Origin of the sequence: Peribacillus sp. NJ4 (genome assembly GCF_030348345.1) — a bacterium.
Lineage (GTDB): Bacteria > Bacillota > Bacilli > Bacillales > DSM-1321 > Peribacillus.
Genome location: NZ_JAUCFQ010000001.1, coordinates 3676959 through 3695033, shown reverse-complemented (window position 1 = coordinate 3695033; position 18075 = coordinate 3676959). Strand labels below are relative to the sequence as shown.

Sequence of the window (18075 nt, the reverse complement as noted above, 5' to 3'; positions counted from 1 at the left end):
TGATTTTTCCTTTCACATGTATATTTTAAGTAGATGTTTAAAAGGGTTCAGATCTACAAACAATAAGCTAATAAAGGTGATTTATATAATGAGGAGGATTATTCATGTCTATTGCTTCCGATACAATTACGGAAAAAAGCGGCTACAAGCTTCATGTGGTCCGTACGGATAAATATAAAACGAATACTCTCGTGCTGAAGATGAAAGCCCCTTTGACAAAAGAGGAAGTTACATATCGTGCATTGCTGCCATATGTGTTACAAAGCAATACAAGTAAACATCCTACAACACCCGAGCTTCGATCTTATCTTGATGATTTATATGGGGCAGGGTTTTATGTCGATGTAGCTAAAAAAGGTGAATATCAAATCATAAGTTTTACGATCGATATCGTCAATGAAAAATTCCTCAGTGATTCAACGCCGCTTCTGGAAAAGGCTTTTGGATTACTATCAGAGGTGATCTTTCATCCGAAGACGAATGGCGAAGCCTTTGACTCTAAAACGGTTTCCAATGAAATCCGTTCTTTAAAACAGCGGATTCAATCCATTTCCGATGACAAAATGCGATATTCAGCTACACGGCTTGTAGAGGAAATGTGCAAAAACGAACCATATGCTTTAGAAGCGAGCGGTAACATACAAGACTTGGAAACGATAACGCCTGAGTCCCTTTTCGCTTATTATAAAAAAATTCTGACTGAGGATGAAATCGATTTATATGTGATCGGTGATATCGATGAAGCAGAAGTGGAGGCTCTAGCTGATAAGTATGTGTCACTAAAAGAACGAGTGCCGGTGAGCCTGCCTAGGAAGACGGGCAAGGTAGTGGAGATGGAGAAGGAAAAAGAAATCATAGAAAATTCGGATGTGAAACAAGGGAAATTGAATATCGGTTATCGAACCCATGTTGCATATGGTGATCCGGATTATTATGCACTTCAGCTATTCAATGGTATTTTTGGTGGGTTTTCACATTCAAAGCTTTTCATTAATGTCAGGGAGAAAGCCAGCCTTGCTTATTACGCAGCTTCAAGGCTCGAAAGCCATAAAGGTCTGTTAATGGTCATGTCCGGCATCGAAAATGCCAACTACAAGCAGGCACTGGAGATCATTCATGCACAAATGAAGGAAATGAAGCAAGGGAATTTTTCCGAAGAAGAACTGGCACAGACAAAGGCGGTCGTCAAGAACCAGCTCCTTGAAACGATAGACGTTTCGAGAGGACTGGTAGAAATTTTATATCATAATGTGGTTTCCGGGCAGAATATACCACTCGACGAGTGGTTTGCAAAAACAGAACGGACGACAAAGGAAGAAATCATTGCCGTAGGTCAAAAGATTCAGCTTGATACGATTTACTTCCTAACAGAAGCGGAGGTGCAAGGGTAATGGAGAAAATAGCATTCACTCAATTGAAAGAGGAACTTTTCCATGAAAAAATGGATAATGGCCTCGAAGTATATATTCTTCCGAAAAGTGGGTTCAATAAATCATTTGCGACGTTCACGACCAATTATGGTTCAGTCGACAACCATTTCAAACCATTGAATCAAACGGAATTCTCTAAAGTACCCGATGGTATTGCCCATTTTCTTGAACATAAGCTTTTTGAAAAGGAAGATGGCGATGTTTTTCAGCAATTTTCAAAGCAGGGAGCTTCTGCAAATGCTTTTACTTCCTTCACCCGTACAGCTTATTTATTTTCAAGCACGTCCGATTTCGATAGGAATCTAACGACTTTAATCGACTTTGTCCAGGATCCTTACTTTTCGGAAAAGACGGTAGAGAAGGAAAAAGGGATCATTGGGCAGGAAATCAATATGTATGATGATAATTCAGACTGGCGGTTATATTTCGGGACGATAGCCAATATGTATCATCAACATCCAGTGAAAATTGATATTGCCGGTACTGTGGAATCGATTGCTGATATTACCAAAGATATGCTTTACGAATGTTATAATACGTTTTATCATCCTAGCAACATGCTCTTATTCGTTGTAGGACCGGTAGAAGTCGAAAGTACCATGAAGCTGATTCGGGATAATCAAAATAATAAAGGGTACAACGAACAGCCTGAGGTGGAACGTAAATTTGACCAAGAGCCGGAAACCGTTGCCAAGGATAAGGAAATCTTAAAAATGAATGTCCAGACACCGAAAGTGATGCTGGGCATCAAGGCCATCAATGTCCATCAATCCGGTTCACAGCTTTTGAAAAGGGAATTGGCGACCAATATTTATTTGGAAATGCTGTTTGGCAAGAGTTCACCTTTGCATGAGGAGCTATACGAGAAAGGGTTGATCGATCAAAGCTTCTCCTATGATTATACACAGGAACAAGGTTTTGGGTTTGCGTTAATTGGCGGGGACAGTGCAAAACCTGATGAGTTGACCGAGTCTTTATTTGCTATCCTGCAAAAATCAAAAGCCGGAACCGGCTTGAATGAAGAAAGCCTGCAAAGGACGATCAAGAAAAAAATCGGTTCTTTCCTTCGTTCTCTGAATTCGCCGGAATATATAGCGAACCAATTCACCAGATATGCTTTCAATGATATGAACCTGTTCGATGTGGTGTCAGTATTGGAAAAACTAAAGATGGAAGATATCAGGAACGTCGCCAATGACTTAATATCCGAAGAACGGATGACTGTCTGTCAGGTACTTCCTAAATAATATAAAAGGGGGCGGGAATGTGGGGAAACGTTTTGCCCTTATTACTGGAGCCAGTGGAGGAATCGGCAGAGAAATCGCTATAAAGCTCGCCGAGGAGAATTATTCACTTTATTTACATTATAACAGCAATGAAGAAGCGATCCTTGAACTAATTGAAGAACTGAAGCCTCATCAAGTAGAACTTATTCCGGTTCAAGCAGATTTGGCTGAACCGGACGGCTACAAGAAATTGGCGGAAAATATTTTTGCCCTTCATGCAATCGTCCTAAATAGTGGCAATAGTTATTATGGGCTCATATCGGACATGGATGAGAAAATCGTCAATGAAATGGTCCAGTTGCATGTAACGAGCCCTTTCCAATTAACAAAGGAACTTCTTCCTAAGCTGATGTACCAAGAACAGGCCGCTATTGTTGCGGTCACATCCATTTGGGGGCAGACGGGTGCATCTTGTGAAGTATTATATTCAATGGTCAAGGGCAGTCAAAATGCTTTTATCAAGGCGCTTAGCAAAGAAGTATCCCTTAATGGAATCCGGGTGAATGCCGTTGCCCCCGGTGCGATTTCCACTTCCATGCTCGAATCCTTCAGTGCTGAAGATTTGGAAATCATCAAAGGTGATATCCCAATGGGCAGGATGGGCAATTCGAAAGAAGTCGCCGAGGCCGTATATTATTTGCTTTCTGACAAGTCATCTTATATAACTGGACAAATCTTAGGCGTCAATGGTGGATGGTACACATGATTTTTTTAAAGACATGTATAATTTCCTCGGTTCCTTCACAAAATATCTTTGTACTATTTTGAAGGAAAGGGTGACCATTCATGTCTGTACTAGACAATTGGGATCAATGGAAAAATTTCTTAGGCGACAGATTAAATCAAGGTGAACAACAAGGTTTGTCAGAAGGTGCTGTTAACAACTTGGCTTACGAAATCGGTGATTACCTAGCTAAGCAGGTTGAGCCCAAGAATGATCAAGAGAAAGTACTTGCTGATCTTTGGTCGGTCGCAAGCGATCAAGAAAAACATGCCATGGCAAGCGTTATGGTCAAGTTAGTCGAGAACAATGGAACAAAGTAAAATATCAATCCAAAGGCCCTGTTATTAATTAACAGGGCCTTTGGATTGAAGTTGATCACTATTTATCCTCTTATATAAAAATGAATATTTTTATAGGGTTTTTCCTTTTAACTTATCACGAAATGCTATATTATAGAAGCTAGACAATAATATTTAATGGGTGCAGATCTTGAAATTTACGGTGGATAAGTTTTGCCCCGGATGTTGGGTAAAAGCTTTTAGGCTTAAGGAGTGTTATCGTGGAGAATAAAGAATGGTATTTTGAATATGAAATTCAAGTGAACCGTCCTGGTTTATTAGGGGATATTTCCTCCCTGCTGGGTATGCTGTCCATCAATATCATCACTATTAACGGGGTCGATGAAGGCAGGCGTGGTTTACTTTTGTTGGCGAAAGACAGCCGTAATATAGAAAGATTCGAATCAATCCTCCATACGATGGATACGATAAAGGTCATTAAGCTGCGGGAACCTAAATTGCGTGATCGTCTCGCAGTCAGGCATGGCCGTTATATTCAGCGCGATGCTGATGAGAAGAACACTTTTAGGTTTGTCCGTGATGAACTAGGCTTGCTTGTCGATTTTTTGGCCGAGCTATTTAAACAGGAAGGTCATAAATTAATCGGGATACGAGGCATGCCGCGTGTCGGGAAAACTGAATCTATCGTTGCTTCGAGTGTATGTGCTAATAAGAGATGGTTGTTTGTGTCATCGACCCTTTTGAAGCAGACTATCCGCAGTCAGCTTATTGAGGATGAATATAATAATGATAATTTGTTCATTTTAGATGGAATTGTTTCTACTCGCCGTGCAAATGAGCGTCATTGGCAGTTGATTCGCGAAATAATGAGGCTTGATGCTGTTAAAGTCATTGAACATCCTGATGTTTTTGTCCAAAATACGGAGTATACCCTAGAAGACTTTGATTATATTATTGAATTGCGAAACAATCCAGAAGAAGAAATAACATATGAAGTTGTAGACCAAAAAGATCAGTTTTCAGGGTCCGATTTTGGTTCCTTTGACTTTTAAAATGGCAGGTGTTTTATTTGACTGAGTTAGGTAATCGATTAAAGGAAGCTAGGGAAGCAAAAGGTCTTAGCCTAGAAGATTTACAGGAATTAACGAAGATTCAAAAGCGTTACCTCATTGGCATTGAAGAGGGAAATTACAGTATGATGCCTGGAAAGTTCTATGTACGGGCATTCATAAAGCAATATTGTGAAGCGGTCGGGTTGGATTCAGAAGAGATTTTTGAACAATATAAGAGTGAAGTGCCTTCAGTCTATAGCGAGGAATTGCCAGAACAGCTTTCAAGGGTCCAATCCAGAAAAACGATACCGGCAGGGGATTCGAAGGTTGTAGAAATGTTACCGAAGATCTTGGCTGTCGTTTTAGTAATTGGTGCGGCCGTTTTGATATGGGTACTGGTATCGAACTATATGAGTAACCCAGATAATGAGGATAAAAAGACCGCTAAAGAGAATGAAGCCGTGGGCTACAATAAAAGTGATGGGTTTAACGAAGAAAAAGAGAATGCAGACAAGAAACAGAATGACGTAAAACCAGATTCATCAGATAAGAAGAATGAAGATGAATCAGATGTTAAAGATGAAAAGAAAGAGCAAAAACTTAGCGTCATCAGTTCCAGCGGTAAAAATAGTACGTATGAATTAAAAGATACGGATACCTTTAAATTAAAGGTGACTTCCAAAGGCTCACCATGGGTTGGCATAAAAAATGGTGAAGGTAAATTACTATTCCAGGGCACTATCGACAAGAACAAAAGCCAGGAAATTGATTTCACCAATGAAAAAGAAGCTGTCATCAATGTTGGCAGAGCGTATGAAACGGAAATTTTTGTGAATGATGAGAAGCTGGAGTATTCCATTTCACCGACTGAAGTGAATACGCAATTGGTAACGATACAATTTACGAAAGCCGAATAGTCATCTTATAGATGACTATTTTTTCTCTATATAATTCAGGCGGGAAATGGTCCACCCGGCATATTAGATTGTATTTTGAGTTAAATTATACATATAAGCATTATGTTAAGATCTAAAACGCATTGCCTAAATGGCAGGCGTAAATTTTGGAGGTTAAAAGTTTTGAATTTGCCTAATAAGATTACAGTAGCAAGAATCTGTTTAATACCAGTTTTTTTAATCATCATGCTCGTACCTTTTTCATGGGGGACGCTGACTTGGGGAGAATACAGTTTGCCAGTGGCGCACCTAGCTGGAGCCATCCTCTTTATTATCGCGTCTACTACGGATTGGATCGATGGCCATTTTGCCAGAAAATATAATATGATTACTGATTTAGGGAAATTTTTAGATCCATTGGCTGATAAGCTTCTGGTTTCGGCTGCCCTAATTGTTTTGGTTGATCTGGATTTAATGTACGGTCAGTCTTGGATTGCCATCGTGATCATAAGTCGTGAGTTTGCCGTTACCGGATTGCGTTTGGTATTAGCGGGTACTGGCGAAGTGGTTGCAGCGAACCAGCTCGGTAAAATTAAAACATGGGCACAAATTGTTTCCATTTCAGCATTATTGCTGCATAACCTTCCATTTGCCCTCATTTCACTTCCGTTTGCTAATATCGCATTATGGATTGCATTGATCTTTACAATATGGTCAGGTTTGGATTATTTTATAAAAAACAAAGAAGTATTTGTTAATTCTAAGTAAAACGAATGGTGGTTTTGAAAAGATGGATGCAGAAATCATTGCAGTGGGCTCAGAGCTTCTTCTAGGACAAATCAATAACACTAATGGAAGATTCTTATCGCAGCAGTTTGCGGAAATGGGGATCAATGTTTTTTACCATACTGTGGTTGGGGATAACGACCGCCGATTGCAACAAGCTATAGAAATCGCTGAATCAAGGGCGAACTTGATTGTCTTTACCGGTGGACTCGGTCCTACCAAAGATGATTTAACGAAGGAAACGATTGCTCGCCATATAGGGAAAAAGCTGGTTTTTAATGATGAAGCTTTGCAATCCATTGAAGCTTACTTCCAAAAACGGGAGCGGACCATGACGGAAAACAACAAAAAGCAGGCCCTTGTCTTAGAAGGCAGTGAAGTGTTGGCAAACGATCATGGCATGGCACCGGGAATGGTCTTGTCCAAATCCGGGATTACATATATGCTCCTGCCTGGGCCGCCAAGTGAAATGGAGCCGATGTTTTTAAGTTATGGTTATGAATCGATCATGAATAAATTGGAAAAGCATGAACGGATCGATTCCAAGGTTCTTCGGTTTTACGGGATAGGTGAAGCCGAACTGGAAACGGTGATTGAAGACCTCCTTGTCAATCAAACGAATCCGACAATTGCTCCGTTGGCAGCCGAAGGGGAAGTGACGTTAAGGATCACCGCTAAAGACTCTTCTAAAGAAAAATGCGAAGAGCTTATTTTAGAAGCGGAAAAAGAAATTCTTAGCAGGGTAGGTAAGTTCTATTATGGAAGTGATAATACTTCGCTAATAAAGGAACTTGTAAAAGAATTGACGGTCCGCAAGCTTTCGATCGCGGCAGCCGAAAGTTTGACCGGAGGGATGTTCCAAGAACAGCTGACAACCATCCCAGGCGCCGGTAAAGTCTTCAAAGGCGGTATTGTCAGCTATACGAATGATGCGAAGTCGAATGTCCTCGGCGTCAGTGATGATACCATCTCTGAGCATGGGGTGGTCAGCGGTGAGTGTGCAATGGAAATGGCCTCTAATGTCCGGAAAAAGCTCGATGCGGATGTAGGCATAAGCTTTACGGGTGTCGCAGGGCCGGATGAACAAGAAGGCAAGTCTGTAGGGACAGTATTTATCGGCATTTCATATCGGGATGGAAACACTCATTTCAAAGAGTTGAACCTTTCCGGAAGCAGGGCGCAGAACCGTATTCGCAGTGTGAAGTACGGATGTCATTACCTATTAAGGGATTTATGAACGCTGAAGCAGAGCTTTTTACAGCTCTGCTTTTTATTTGGTTCAAGAAGTTTGTTTCTTGAAAAAAAGGGAAAAAAGAAAAAAGTTAATTCAATGAAAATGTTTTTTTTAGGGAGTAAGTGAAAGGAAATGGAGATTTCATTAAGATAAAAAGCTTTTTTACAAAGTATATCCCGTAAGAAAAAAACGAATGAATGTTCGACTTTTTGCTTGGCAAAATAGTAAAAAGAGTATATAGTAAAGATAGGTTTTGAGACAGGATGCAAACCTTGATCTCAAATAAATTGCTAACGTAAGTACACCTTTAATCGGACAGCCGATTATTTGAATATAGAGGAGGAAATTGAGTGAGTGATCGTCAAGCGGCTTTAGATATGGCGTTAAAACAAATTGAAAAACAATTTGGTAAAGGTTCTATTATGAAACTTGGGGAACAGACTGATCGTAGGATTTCAACGATTTCAAGCGGTTCTTTAGCATTGGACGTAGCATTGGGAGTGGGCGGATATCCAAGAGGCCGGGTCATTGAGATATATGGACCTGAAAGCTCCGGTAAAACGACTGTTGCATTACATGCTATTGCAGAAGTACAAAAAACTGGAGGCACGGCTGCATTCATTGATGCCGAGCATGCTTTAGATCCAGCGTATTCAGAAAAACTTGGTGTGAATATTGATGAGTTACTGCTTTCGCAGCCTGATACTGGTGAACAAGCCTTAGAGATCGCTGAAGCGTTAGTTCGAAGTGGAGCGGTAGATATCATTGTCATTGACTCGGTGGCAGCACTTGTTCCTAAAGCTGAAATAGAAGGCGAAATGGGAGATTCCCATATGGGTCTTCAAGCCCGGATGATGTCTCAGGCACTTAGAAAACTGTCTGGTGCCATTAATAAATCAAATACCATTGCCATTTTCATTAACCAAGTACGTGAAAAAATCGGTGTTATGTTTGGAAATCCAGAAACGACTCCGGGAGGCCGGGCATTGAAGTTCTATTCAACAGTTCGTCTGGAAGTGCGTCGTGCGGAACAATTAAAACAAGGTAATGAAATCGTCGGTAATAAAACCAAAATCAAAGTTGTAAAAAACAAGGTTGCTCCACCATTCCGTCAAGCAGAAGTTGACATCATGTACGGTCAAGGGATTTCCCAGGAAGGTGAAATCATCGATATGGGTGCAGATCTTGATATCGTCCTTAAAAGCGGATCGTGGTACTCATACAATGAAGAGCGTGTCGGACAAGGCCGCGAAAATGCGAAGCTGTTCTTGAAAGAAAATCAGGATATCGCTCTGGAAATTTCTCAGAAAATCAGAGATCACTATAATCTTGATGGAGAGCATGAATTACCACCAGAAGAAAATGAAACAGAAGAGCATTTTGAATTACTTGATTAAAATGGTAGGAAAAGGCCTAAGCTTGTTCGCTTAGGCCTTTTCTATATATTGTGAGAAAAGTGCGAAATTTTCAGCGGATTAAATGGCGTTGAAAACAGATATCCAGACTTCTTCCATTATGAATGCTGTAGTTAATGATGGTTGATATTAAGAAAACTTGAATAATCATTGATACATAAGGGACAAACGCTTGACAATAAAAATTCTCAACTATACAATTAATATGTATATTTTACAATTTTTCAAACTAAAATTTTGAAAATTAAGTGCTGTATATTGAATTTATGTGCAATGTACTTGCCGACAGTTCAACATTTTATGTAAAAAGTTCATAGCAAGGGGAGGTGAAACGATGGAACCCATGACAATCATCTTCACTTTGCTTGGCCTAATCGTCGGTGCAGTTGTTGGTTATTTTATTCACAAATCAAAATTTGAGAGTAAAATAGCAGGGGCAAAGGGCTCTGCGGAACACATCCTTGAGGATGCAAAACGTGAAGCGGAAGCACTTAAGAAAGAAGCCTTGTTGGAAGCAAAAGATGAAATTCATAAAGTTCGTTCCGATTCGGATCGGGAATCCCGTGAAAGAAGGAACGAATTACAAAAACAAGAAAATCGGTTATTGCAAAGAGAAGAGAATCTGGACCGCAAGGATGAAACGTTAGACAAACGTGAAAGCCTTTTGGAGAAAAAAGAAGATTCTCTAAACCAAAGACAACAGCATATTGAAGAGATGGAAAGCAAAGTGGACGAGACGGTTCGTAAGCAGCAAACAGAGCTTGAACGTGTTTCCGGTTTAACTCGTGAAGAAGCTAAAGCAATCATTATAGACCGAATGGAAAACGAGCTGGCTCACGATGTAGCGCTTATGATTAAAGAAAGTGATACCCGTGCCAAAGAAGAAGCTGATAAAAAAGCAAAAGAAGTTCTTTCTCTTGCCATTCAGCGTTGTGCGGCTGATCATGTTGCAGAAACCACCGTTTCTGTAGTAAATCTTCCAAACGATGAAATGAAAGGCCGGATTATCGGACGTGAAGGACGAAATATCCGGACGTTAGAAACGCTAACAGGTATTGACCTTATTATCGATGATACTCCTGAAGCTGTCATTTTATCTGGATTTGATCCAATTAGACGGGAAACGGCACGCTTGGCTCTTGAAAAACTTGTTCAGGACGGACGGATCCATCCGGCTCGAATTGAAGAAATGGTTGACAAAGCAAGACGTGAGGTAGATGAACATATTCGTGAAATTGGTGAACAAACAACTTTTGAAGTTGGAGTTCACGGTCTCCATCCAGATCTCATCAAAATACTAGGGCGTTTGAAGTTCCGTACAAGTTATGGGCAAAACGTACTTAAGCATTCAATTGAAGTGGCCCAGCTTTCAGGTTTACTGGCCGCTGAGCTTGGTGAGGATGAGGTTCTTGCCCGCCGTGCAGGTTTATTGCATGATATTGGGAAAGCGATTGATCATGAAGTGGAAGGCAGTCACGTTGAAATTGGCGTTGAATTAGCAACCAAATATAAAGAGCATCCAACGGTCATTAACAGCATCGCTTCACATCATGGCGATACGGAACCAACTTCCATCATTTCAGTTCTTGTGGCTGCCGCTGATGCATTATCAGCTGCAAGACCGGGTGCTAGAAGTGAAACGCTTGAAAATTACATTAGAAGACTTGAAAAACTTGAGGAAATTTCCGAATCCTACGATGGAGTGGAAAAATCATTTGCGATTCAAGCCGGACGTGAAGTGCGGATTCTAGTGAAACCAGAACAAATCGATGATCTTTCGGCTCATCGACTCGCACGTGATATCCGAAAAAGGATTGAAGAAGAGCTCGATTATCCAGGTCATATAAAAGTTACGGTCATCCGTGAAACAAGAGCAGTCGAATACGCCAAATAAATTGTTAATGAAAGACGAAGTGGTGCAAACCACTTCGTTTTTTCTTTTTTCTAATACTAATCGTTAAGCGTGATTCCTATAATTACCCGATATTATGTTACAATACATACTTGAATAATTCATATCATTAGAAATGTATCTAGAAAGGGTTTTACAATGAAATTGCTATTTATTGGAGATGTCGTGGGGTCTCCTGGTCGTGATATGATCCAAGAATACCTTCCTAAGTTAAAAGAAAAGTATCGTCCGCATATCACGGTAATCAATGGGGAAAATGCTGCAAGTGGCCGGGGAATTACAGAAAAGATTTACCGCAGTTTTTTAGAGTGGGGAGCGCAGGCGGTGACCATGGGAAACCATACATGGGATAATCGCGACATTTTTAATTTTATTGATGATGCGAAATATCTCGTCCGTCCAGCGAATTTTCCAGATGGAGCACCAGGAGAAGGAATGAAATTTTTAAAATTGAATCAGCAGGAAATAGCGGTCATCAATTTGCAAGCTAGAACATTCATGCCGGATTTGGACTGTCCGTTCAAAAAGGCGGAAGAACTAGTGGCGGAGGCTCAAAAAAGGACACCAATCATTTTTGTCGATTTTCATGGAGAGGCTACAAGTGAAAAGCAAGCTATGGGGTGGTTCCTGGATGGTAAGGTTACAGCCGTTGTTGGTACACACACACACGTCCAGACATCAGATAACCGTATTTTACCTGCGGGCACCGCTTACATATCAGATGTAGGCATGACAGGACCGTATGATGGCATCCTTGGTATGGACAGAGGGGCAGTCATTCATCGGTTCTTAACTAGCCTCCCTGTCCGTTTCGAAGTGCCTAAAGAGGGGCGGACCCTATTAAGTGGAGTTCTCCTTGAAATTGATGATAAAACTGGCAGGGCTAAAAAAATAGAAAGAATTTTGATTAACGAAGATCACCCCTTTTATAATTGATTTGAATGGATGGACAGTCAAACTGGCCATCCATTTTTTCATTCCTTAATAAATGGTGGACAATCCCGGTTTTCTTTGTCATACAAGTTTTACTTGATGAATATAGTAGCAGTGGAAAGTGTTATAACTATTGAGCCAAGTTAGAATAGGCAGGGAAAACAAGGAGGACTAGGAATGGAAATATTAAAAGTTTCAGCAAAATCTAATCCTAATTCTGTAGCAGGCGCACTAGCGGGAGTGCTCAGGGAAAGAGGGGCAGCCGAAATACAAGCAATCGGTGCAGGTGCGTTAAATCAAGCCGTCAAGGCAGTAGCAATCGCAAGAGGGTTTGTCGCACCTAGTGGAGTTGACTTGATTTGTATTCCTGCCTTTACAGATATACTTATTGACGGCGAAGAGAGAACGGCAATAAAGCTAATCATTGAACCAAGATAATTTCATGAGTGGGTGTCCTGTTTGTCGGATGGCGAGCAGGCTCTTTTTTGTCCTGAAATCCAAATGACGAAAAACCCGGGTCCCTTTATAATGGAGTATATGATCCTTAAAGGGACAGGGACAGGAAGGGGAATTACATTGGAGATTTTTGATGCACATTGTGATGTGTTGATGAAGATGTTCATAGATCCGGATATTACTTTTTTGGATAGTGATAAATTACATATAACGAAGCGGGGATTATTGGATCAAGGAGGAAAAGTCCAATGTTTTGCAATATATATTCCTGAAAAGGTCCACCCTGATATGAGATTTCAAGCGGCTTTGGCAATGGTGGATATTTTTCATGAAAAGATTTTATCAGAGCCGGAAATGAAATTTATAAAAACCAAGGCAGACATCGATTCTCTAAAAGAAAAGGAAATAGGTGCGGTGCTAACTTTGGAGGGGTGCGATTGCATTGGAAATGATTTGTTGAAACTGAAAACCCTAATTCATCTTGGAGTGTCCTCAGTAGGTCTAACTTGGAATTACGCAAACTTGGTAGCTGATGGGGCACTAGAATCAAGAGGCGGCGGATTGACAGGGTTTGGAACGGAGGTGGTGGCGCTTTTGAATGAGAAGTCAATTTGGTGTGATTTATCTCATTTATCTGAAGCTGGATTTTGGGACACCCTAAAACTGGCAAAATTCCCAATTGCCTCACATTCGAATGCCTATCATCTTTGTTCGAATCCGCGAAATTTGAAAGACGGCCAGATAAAAGCCCTTTTACAAAAAAATGGTGTGATAGGGGTAACTTTTGTCCCTCAATTTCTATCAAATGGTGATTCGGCTTCGATAAAGGATATCTTGAAACATATAGAGCATATATGCAATTTGGGCGGGGAAAGACAAATTGGATTAGGCTCTGACTTTGATGGAATCGATCATATGGTAGAAGAATTAATGTCATATAAGGATTATCATAACCTTATCAATGAACTGAACAGGCTTTATTCAAGTGAGTTTGTAAAAGGCCTCCTTTTTGGTAATTTCACTCGTAATTTTCCGCTTAAATAGGAAATATCTTAAGTGACTTTTAATTCTTACTATATAGATATGAATAAATATTCTGAAAATATAAAAAATAAAAGCAAAAAGGTTGCAATTTAATGATTTAACCGATAGAATTGAAAGCGTTTAGTACACCTTTTCTATTTTAGAACGATTAATTATACATAGTCGAATGTTCTGAAGAGAGGTGCGTTTTAAATGCATTTATATACGAACGTCCTAAAGGAGTGTAAGACATGATCAATCAACTTTCATGGAAAGTTGGCGGACAACAAGGTGAAGGTATTGAAAGTACAGGAGAAATATTCTGTATTGCCCTCAATCGCTTAGGTTATTACTTGTATGGCTACCGTCATTTCTCATCCCGAATCAAGGGTGGACACACGAATAACAAAATTCGTGTAAGTACTACGGAAACTCGTGCTATCTCTGATGATTTAGACATCTTAGTTGCTTTTGACCAAGAAACAATTGACGTCAATTATAAAGAATTACATGAAGGTGGCATCATAATCGCAGATGCAAAATTCAAACCTGTCTGCCCAGAAGATACAAAGGCAGAATTATATATTGTTCCATTTACGGAAATAGCAGCGGAATTAGGTACATCATTAATGAAAAATATGGTCGCTATCGGTGCGACATGTGCTGTTCTGGGAATGGAAATTTCCGTATTCAACGATGTGGTGGATGAAATATTCGGCCGTAAAGGTGAAGAAATCGTTAAGAAGAATATGGATGCCATTACTGCTGGCTACAAAGCAATGGAAGTGATGCTTGGAGAAAAACTGGGCGCAATGGAGCTGGAAAAGGCAGACGGCCAAAAACGATTGTTCATGATCGGAAACGATGCTATCGCTTTAGGCGCAGTTGCAGGCGGTTGCCGCTTCATGGCAGCTTACCCGATTACTCCGGCCTCGGAAATTATGGAATACCTAATTAAAAAACTTCCTCAATTGGGTGGGACGGTCATACAGACTGAAGATGAAATCGCAGCAGCTACAATGGCGATTGGTGCAAACTATGGTGGGGTACGTGCCATCACAGCCTCAGCTGGACCTGGACTTTCATTGAAAATGGAAGCGATTGGTCTAGCGGGCATCACCGAGACGCCAATTGTCATTGTCGATACTCAACGTGGCGGTCCATCTACGGGACTTCCTACAAAACAGGAGCAATCCGATTTAATGGCCATGATTTATGGTACACATGGTGAAATTCCTAAAATTGTCATGGCTCCGAGTACAGTCGAGGAAGCTTTTTATGATACGGCAGAAGCATTCAACCTTGCAGAGGAATATCAATGTCCCGTTATCATTTTATCCGACTTACAGCTATCACTAGGTAAACAGACGGTTCAGCCGCTTGATTACGGAAAAGTGGAGATAAGACGCGGTAAATTGGTGGACTTTGAAATTGAAGAGGATGAAAACAAATCATACTTCAAGCGTTATGAAGTAACTGAAGACGGGGTCTCCCCACGTGTAGTTCCTGGAATGAAAAATGGAATTCACCATGTTACAGGTGTTGAACATGATGAAACGGGCAGACCTTCTGAAACGGCTTTGAATCGTAAAGTGCAAATGGATAAACGGATGCGTAAGCTTAATAATCTTACAAACACATTCCATACGCCAGTATACAAAAACACACCGCATGAAGAAGCGGATTTATTAATTCTTGGTTTTAACTCAACACGCGGGACGATTGATGAAGCGATCGGCCGGTTAGAAACAGATGGAATGAAAGTGAATCATGCGCAAATCCGGTTGATACATCCTTTCCCAGCTGATGAAGTCCTATCATTGGTGCAAAGTGCCAAGAAAGTAGTAGTTATTGAAAATAATGCGACTGGACAATTGGCTAATATTATCAAGATGAATGTCGGACACGTTAATAAAATTAAAAGCATCCTAAAATATGATGGCAACCCATTCCTCCCGCATGAAATTCACACACAATGCAAGGAGATGTTCGAATATGGCAACGTTTAAAGAGTTTCGTAATGATGTAAAACCTAACTGGTGTCCTGGCTGCGGTGATTTCTCCGTTCAGGCTGCCATGCAGCGTGCGGCAGCAAATGTAGGATTGGAGCCGGAGAATTTGGCTGTAGTTTCCGGTATCGGCTGTTCAGGGCGTATATCTGGTTACATCAAGTCATATGGTTTCCACGGAATCCATGGCCGCTCACTGCCAATTGCCCAAGGAGTGAAAATGGCCAACCGTGAATTGACCGTTATAGCTTCTGGCGGTGACGGAGATGGATTTGCGATCGGGATGGGACACACCATTCATGCGATCCGTCGTAATATCGACATTACTTATATAGTCATGGATAATCAAATTTATGGATTGACAAAAGGCCAGACTTCTCCTAGGTCGGCTGCTGGATTTAAAACGAAATCCACTCCAGAAGGATCAATAGAACAGTCTGTTTCACCTATGGAATTAGCATTGTCAGCTGGCGCTACTTTTGTAGCCCAAAGCTTTTCCACTGACTTAAAAGACCTGACGGCAATCATTGAAGCAGGGATAAACCATAAAGGATTCTCCTTTATCAATGTTTTCTCTCCATGCGTAACTTACAATAAGATTAATACGTATGATTGGTTTAAACAAAACTTAACTAAATTGAACACGATTGAAGGCTATGATTCATCGAATAAAGAACAGGCGATGCAGACTTTGATGAAACATGACGGACTTGTGACAGGGATTATTTATCAAGACTCTTCACGTCCTTCGTACCAGGAATTAGTGCCGGGTTATGCTGAAGAAGCGTTAAATAAATCAGATCTTACACTGGATCAAGCACATTTTGATAAGCTTGTTGCAGAATTTATGTAAAACGAAAAGGTTCACCCCTAAGATGGGGTGAACCTTTTTTGTGATTAATTGGAAAGCTCAAGTAGAGAGAATCACTATACTCTCTGGATTAGCTTACTACCAACCGTTATTAGCATCCACAGCCGCCGAAGAAATTGCAACGGTTCCTTCTGCAACAATGGCGGTCGCGGTCACGATCACGGTCACGGTCACGATCACGGTCACGGTCACGATCCCGGTCACGGTCCCGATCGCGGTCGCGCCTATTACAGCCTCTCACAGCACGACAAAAATCGTCTGCGATTCTATCGTTGTCCCGATCCCGATCCCGATCTCGGTCCCGATCCCGATCTCGGTCCCGATCCCGGTCCCGGTCCCGGTCCCGATCCCGATCCCGATCCCGATCGCGGTCGCGGTCGCGTCTATTACAGCCCCTCACAGCACGACAAAAATCGTCTGCGATTCTGTCGTTATTATTATTATCATGATGGTGATTATTGTTACATGACATATAAGTCACTCCTTCGTTTATTTTGGTTGTACAAGATATCTTATTCGAGAGCGGACAAGATGCTATAGAAACATGACCCATTTAACAAAAATGTACAAATGACCCCAAATCATCAAAATTAATGTGAGAAGGCTGGTACAAAAGCGATTATGGTATTTTTTTAATTAGTTTTTCATATCTTTACATATTAAGGTAGATGAAAAGAACAGCCCTATTTCAGGGGGAGTGCACATGTTGAGAGGGAAAATGAAAGCAGTCGTCAAACATCACCGAGGTTATGGGGCACAATTACAAGTTGTTGATATTCCGGAAATTCGTGATGACGAAGTCTTGATTCGAGTGAAATTGACCTCAATCTGTGGAACGGATATTCATATTTTCACCTGGGATAAATGGTCGCAGGGAAGGGTGAATCCACCATACGTATTTGGGCACGAATTTGCTGGGGAAGTAATCGAGATAGGGGCAAGTGTGAGAACTGTAGCGGTTGGTGATTGTGTATCTGCCGAAACACATATAGTTTGCGGTGCATGCAGGCAATGCTTAACCGGACAATTCCATATTTGTAAAAACACCAACATTATCGGTCTCGATAAACAGGGGTGCTTTGCAGAGTATATAGCTCTGCCCGCCAAAAACCTATGGAAAAATCCAAATGATATGCCACTCGATATAGCTACCATCCAAGAGCCGATGGGAAATGCCGTCCATTCAGTGCTTGCTGGCGAGGTGCTGGGTAAAACGGTGGCCATAATCGGCTGTGGTCCAATTGGGCTTATGGCAGTTGCCGTAGCGAAGGCTGCAGGTGCTGATAAAGTAATCGCTCTTGATATTAATGATTATCGACTTCAGCTTGCCAAAAAGATGGGGGCTACAGACCTCATTCATTCAATTAAACAGAATCCACTGGAAATCACGAAAGGTCTGACAAATGGGGATGGGGTAGATGTGGTTTGCGAAATGAGCGGAAATCCGATAGCTATCGAACAAGGGTTTAAGATGGCGACAAACGGTGGAAGGATATCGATTCTAAGTCTGCCGTCTCAGCCCGTCACTCTTAATATAACGGATGATATTGTATTCAAGGGTCTTACTGTCCAAGGGATAACCGGAAGGAAAATGTTTTCAACCTGGCAACAGGTTTCCAGTCTGCTTGGAAGTGGTAGGGTTGATGTAAAACCAATGATTACACACCGTTTTTCGCTAAGCGATTTTGAGAAGGGATTTGAACTGATGATCAAAGGTCAGTGTGGTAAGGTGCTTCTGATACCTTAACC

The 18075-nt window shown here is 41.1% G+C and carries 17 protein-coding genes; all 17 read left to right on the top strand.

Features of this window, described 5'->3' with window-relative positions:
* Positions 1-104 precede the first annotated feature (104 nt).
* Positions 105-1391 carry an EF-P 5-aminopentanol modification-associated protein YfmF gene (gene yfmF / locus QUF94_RS18350; RefSeq protein ID WP_289317104.1) on the top strand — a complete coding sequence of 429 codons (1287 nt, stop codon included), beginning with the start codon at positions 105-107 and terminating at the stop codon, positions 1389-1391.
* Positions 1391-2677 (top strand): EF-P 5-aminopentanol modification-associated protein YfmH, encoded by a 1287-nt coding sequence (gene yfmH / locus QUF94_RS18345; protein WP_289317103.1) that lies wholly within the window; start codon positions 1391-1393, stop codon positions 2675-2677. Before yfmF ends, yfmH begins: the two co-directional genes overlap by 1 nt.
* Positions 2678-2696: 19 nt before the next feature.
* Entirely contained in the window at positions 2697-3422 is a 726-nt protein-coding gene (ymfI, locus tag QUF94_RS18340; RefSeq protein ID WP_289317102.1) for an elongation factor P 5-aminopentanone reductase, read from the top strand.
* An 80-nt stretch (positions 3423-3502) separates the two neighbouring features.
* The gene (locus tag QUF94_RS18335) at positions 3503-3760 is read left to right on the top strand and encodes a DUF3243 domain-containing protein (protein WP_289317101.1); all 258 of its coding nucleotides are present in this window, start codon (positions 3503-3505) and stop codon (positions 3758-3760) included.
* Between the two features lie 239 nt (positions 3761-3999).
* Positions 4000-4791 (top strand): DUF3388 domain-containing protein, encoded by a 792-nt coding sequence (locus tag QUF94_RS18330; RefSeq protein WP_289317100.1) that lies wholly within the window; start codon positions 4000-4002, stop codon positions 4789-4791.
* A gap of 8 nt (positions 4792-4799) precedes the next feature.
* Positions 4800-5708: a helix-turn-helix domain-containing protein gene (locus tag QUF94_RS18325; RefSeq protein ID WP_353957798.1), complete on the top strand. Its 909-nt coding sequence runs from the start codon at positions 4800-4802 to the stop codon at positions 5706-5708.
* 162 nt (positions 5709-5870) lie between these two features.
* On the top strand, positions 5871-6455 hold the full coding sequence (gene pgsA / locus QUF94_RS18320; RefSeq protein ID WP_034313524.1) for a CDP-diacylglycerol--glycerol-3-phosphate 3-phosphatidyltransferase: 585 nt from the start codon (positions 5871-5873) through the stop codon (positions 6453-6455).
* A gap of 22 nt (positions 6456-6477) precedes the next feature.
* Positions 6478-7710, top strand: a complete 1233-nt coding sequence (locus QUF94_RS18315; RefSeq protein ID WP_289318431.1) for a competence/damage-inducible protein A — start codon at positions 6478-6480, stop codon at positions 7708-7710.
* A gap of 347 nt (positions 7711-8057) precedes the next feature.
* Complete coding sequence (gene recA, locus QUF94_RS18310) at positions 8058-9104, top strand: recombinase RecA (RefSeq protein WP_289317098.1); 1047 nt, start codon at positions 8058-8060, stop codon at positions 9102-9104.
* A gap of 352 nt (positions 9105-9456) precedes the next feature.
* A complete protein-coding gene (gene rny, locus QUF94_RS18305) occupies positions 9457-11016 on the top strand; it encodes a ribonuclease Y (protein ID WP_289317097.1) in 1560 nt (519 codons plus the stop codon).
* Positions 11017-11172: 156 nt separating this feature from the next.
* Positions 11173-11970 (top strand): TIGR00282 family metallophosphoesterase, encoded by a 798-nt coding sequence (locus QUF94_RS18300; protein ID WP_289317096.1) that lies wholly within the window; start codon positions 11173-11175, stop codon positions 11968-11970.
* A 174-nt stretch (positions 11971-12144) separates the two neighbouring features.
* A complete protein-coding gene (gene spoVS / locus QUF94_RS18295) occupies positions 12145-12405 on the top strand; it encodes a stage V sporulation protein SpoVS (protein WP_029281188.1) in 261 nt (86 codons plus the stop codon).
* A 90-nt stretch (positions 12406-12495) separates the two neighbouring features.
* Positions 12496-13467: a dipeptidase gene (locus tag QUF94_RS18290; protein ID WP_289317095.1), complete on the top strand. Its 972-nt coding sequence runs from the start codon at positions 12496-12498 to the stop codon at positions 13465-13467.
* Between the two features lie 230 nt (positions 13468-13697).
* The gene (locus QUF94_RS18285; RefSeq protein WP_289317094.1) at positions 13698-15455 is read left to right on the top strand and encodes a 2-oxoacid:acceptor oxidoreductase subunit alpha; all 1758 of its coding nucleotides are present in this window, start codon (positions 13698-13700) and stop codon (positions 15453-15455) included.
* Complete coding sequence (locus tag QUF94_RS18280) at positions 15442-16308, top strand: 2-oxoacid:ferredoxin oxidoreductase subunit beta (RefSeq protein WP_289317093.1); 867 nt, start codon at positions 15442-15444, stop codon at positions 16306-16308. The genes QUF94_RS18285 and QUF94_RS18280 overlap by 14 nt, the downstream gene beginning before the upstream one ends.
* Positions 16309-16348: 40 nt before the next feature.
* Positions 16349-16795, top strand: a complete 447-nt coding sequence (locus QUF94_RS18275) for a hypothetical protein (RefSeq protein ID WP_289317092.1) — start codon at positions 16349-16351, stop codon at positions 16793-16795.
* A 237-nt stretch (positions 16796-17032) separates the two neighbouring features.
* Positions 17033-18073, top strand: coding sequence for an L-threonine 3-dehydrogenase (tdh, locus tag QUF94_RS18270; protein WP_289318430.1), 1041 nt, complete (start codon positions 17033-17035; stop codon positions 18071-18073).
* The last annotated feature ends 2 nt before the right edge of the window (positions 18074-18075 follow it).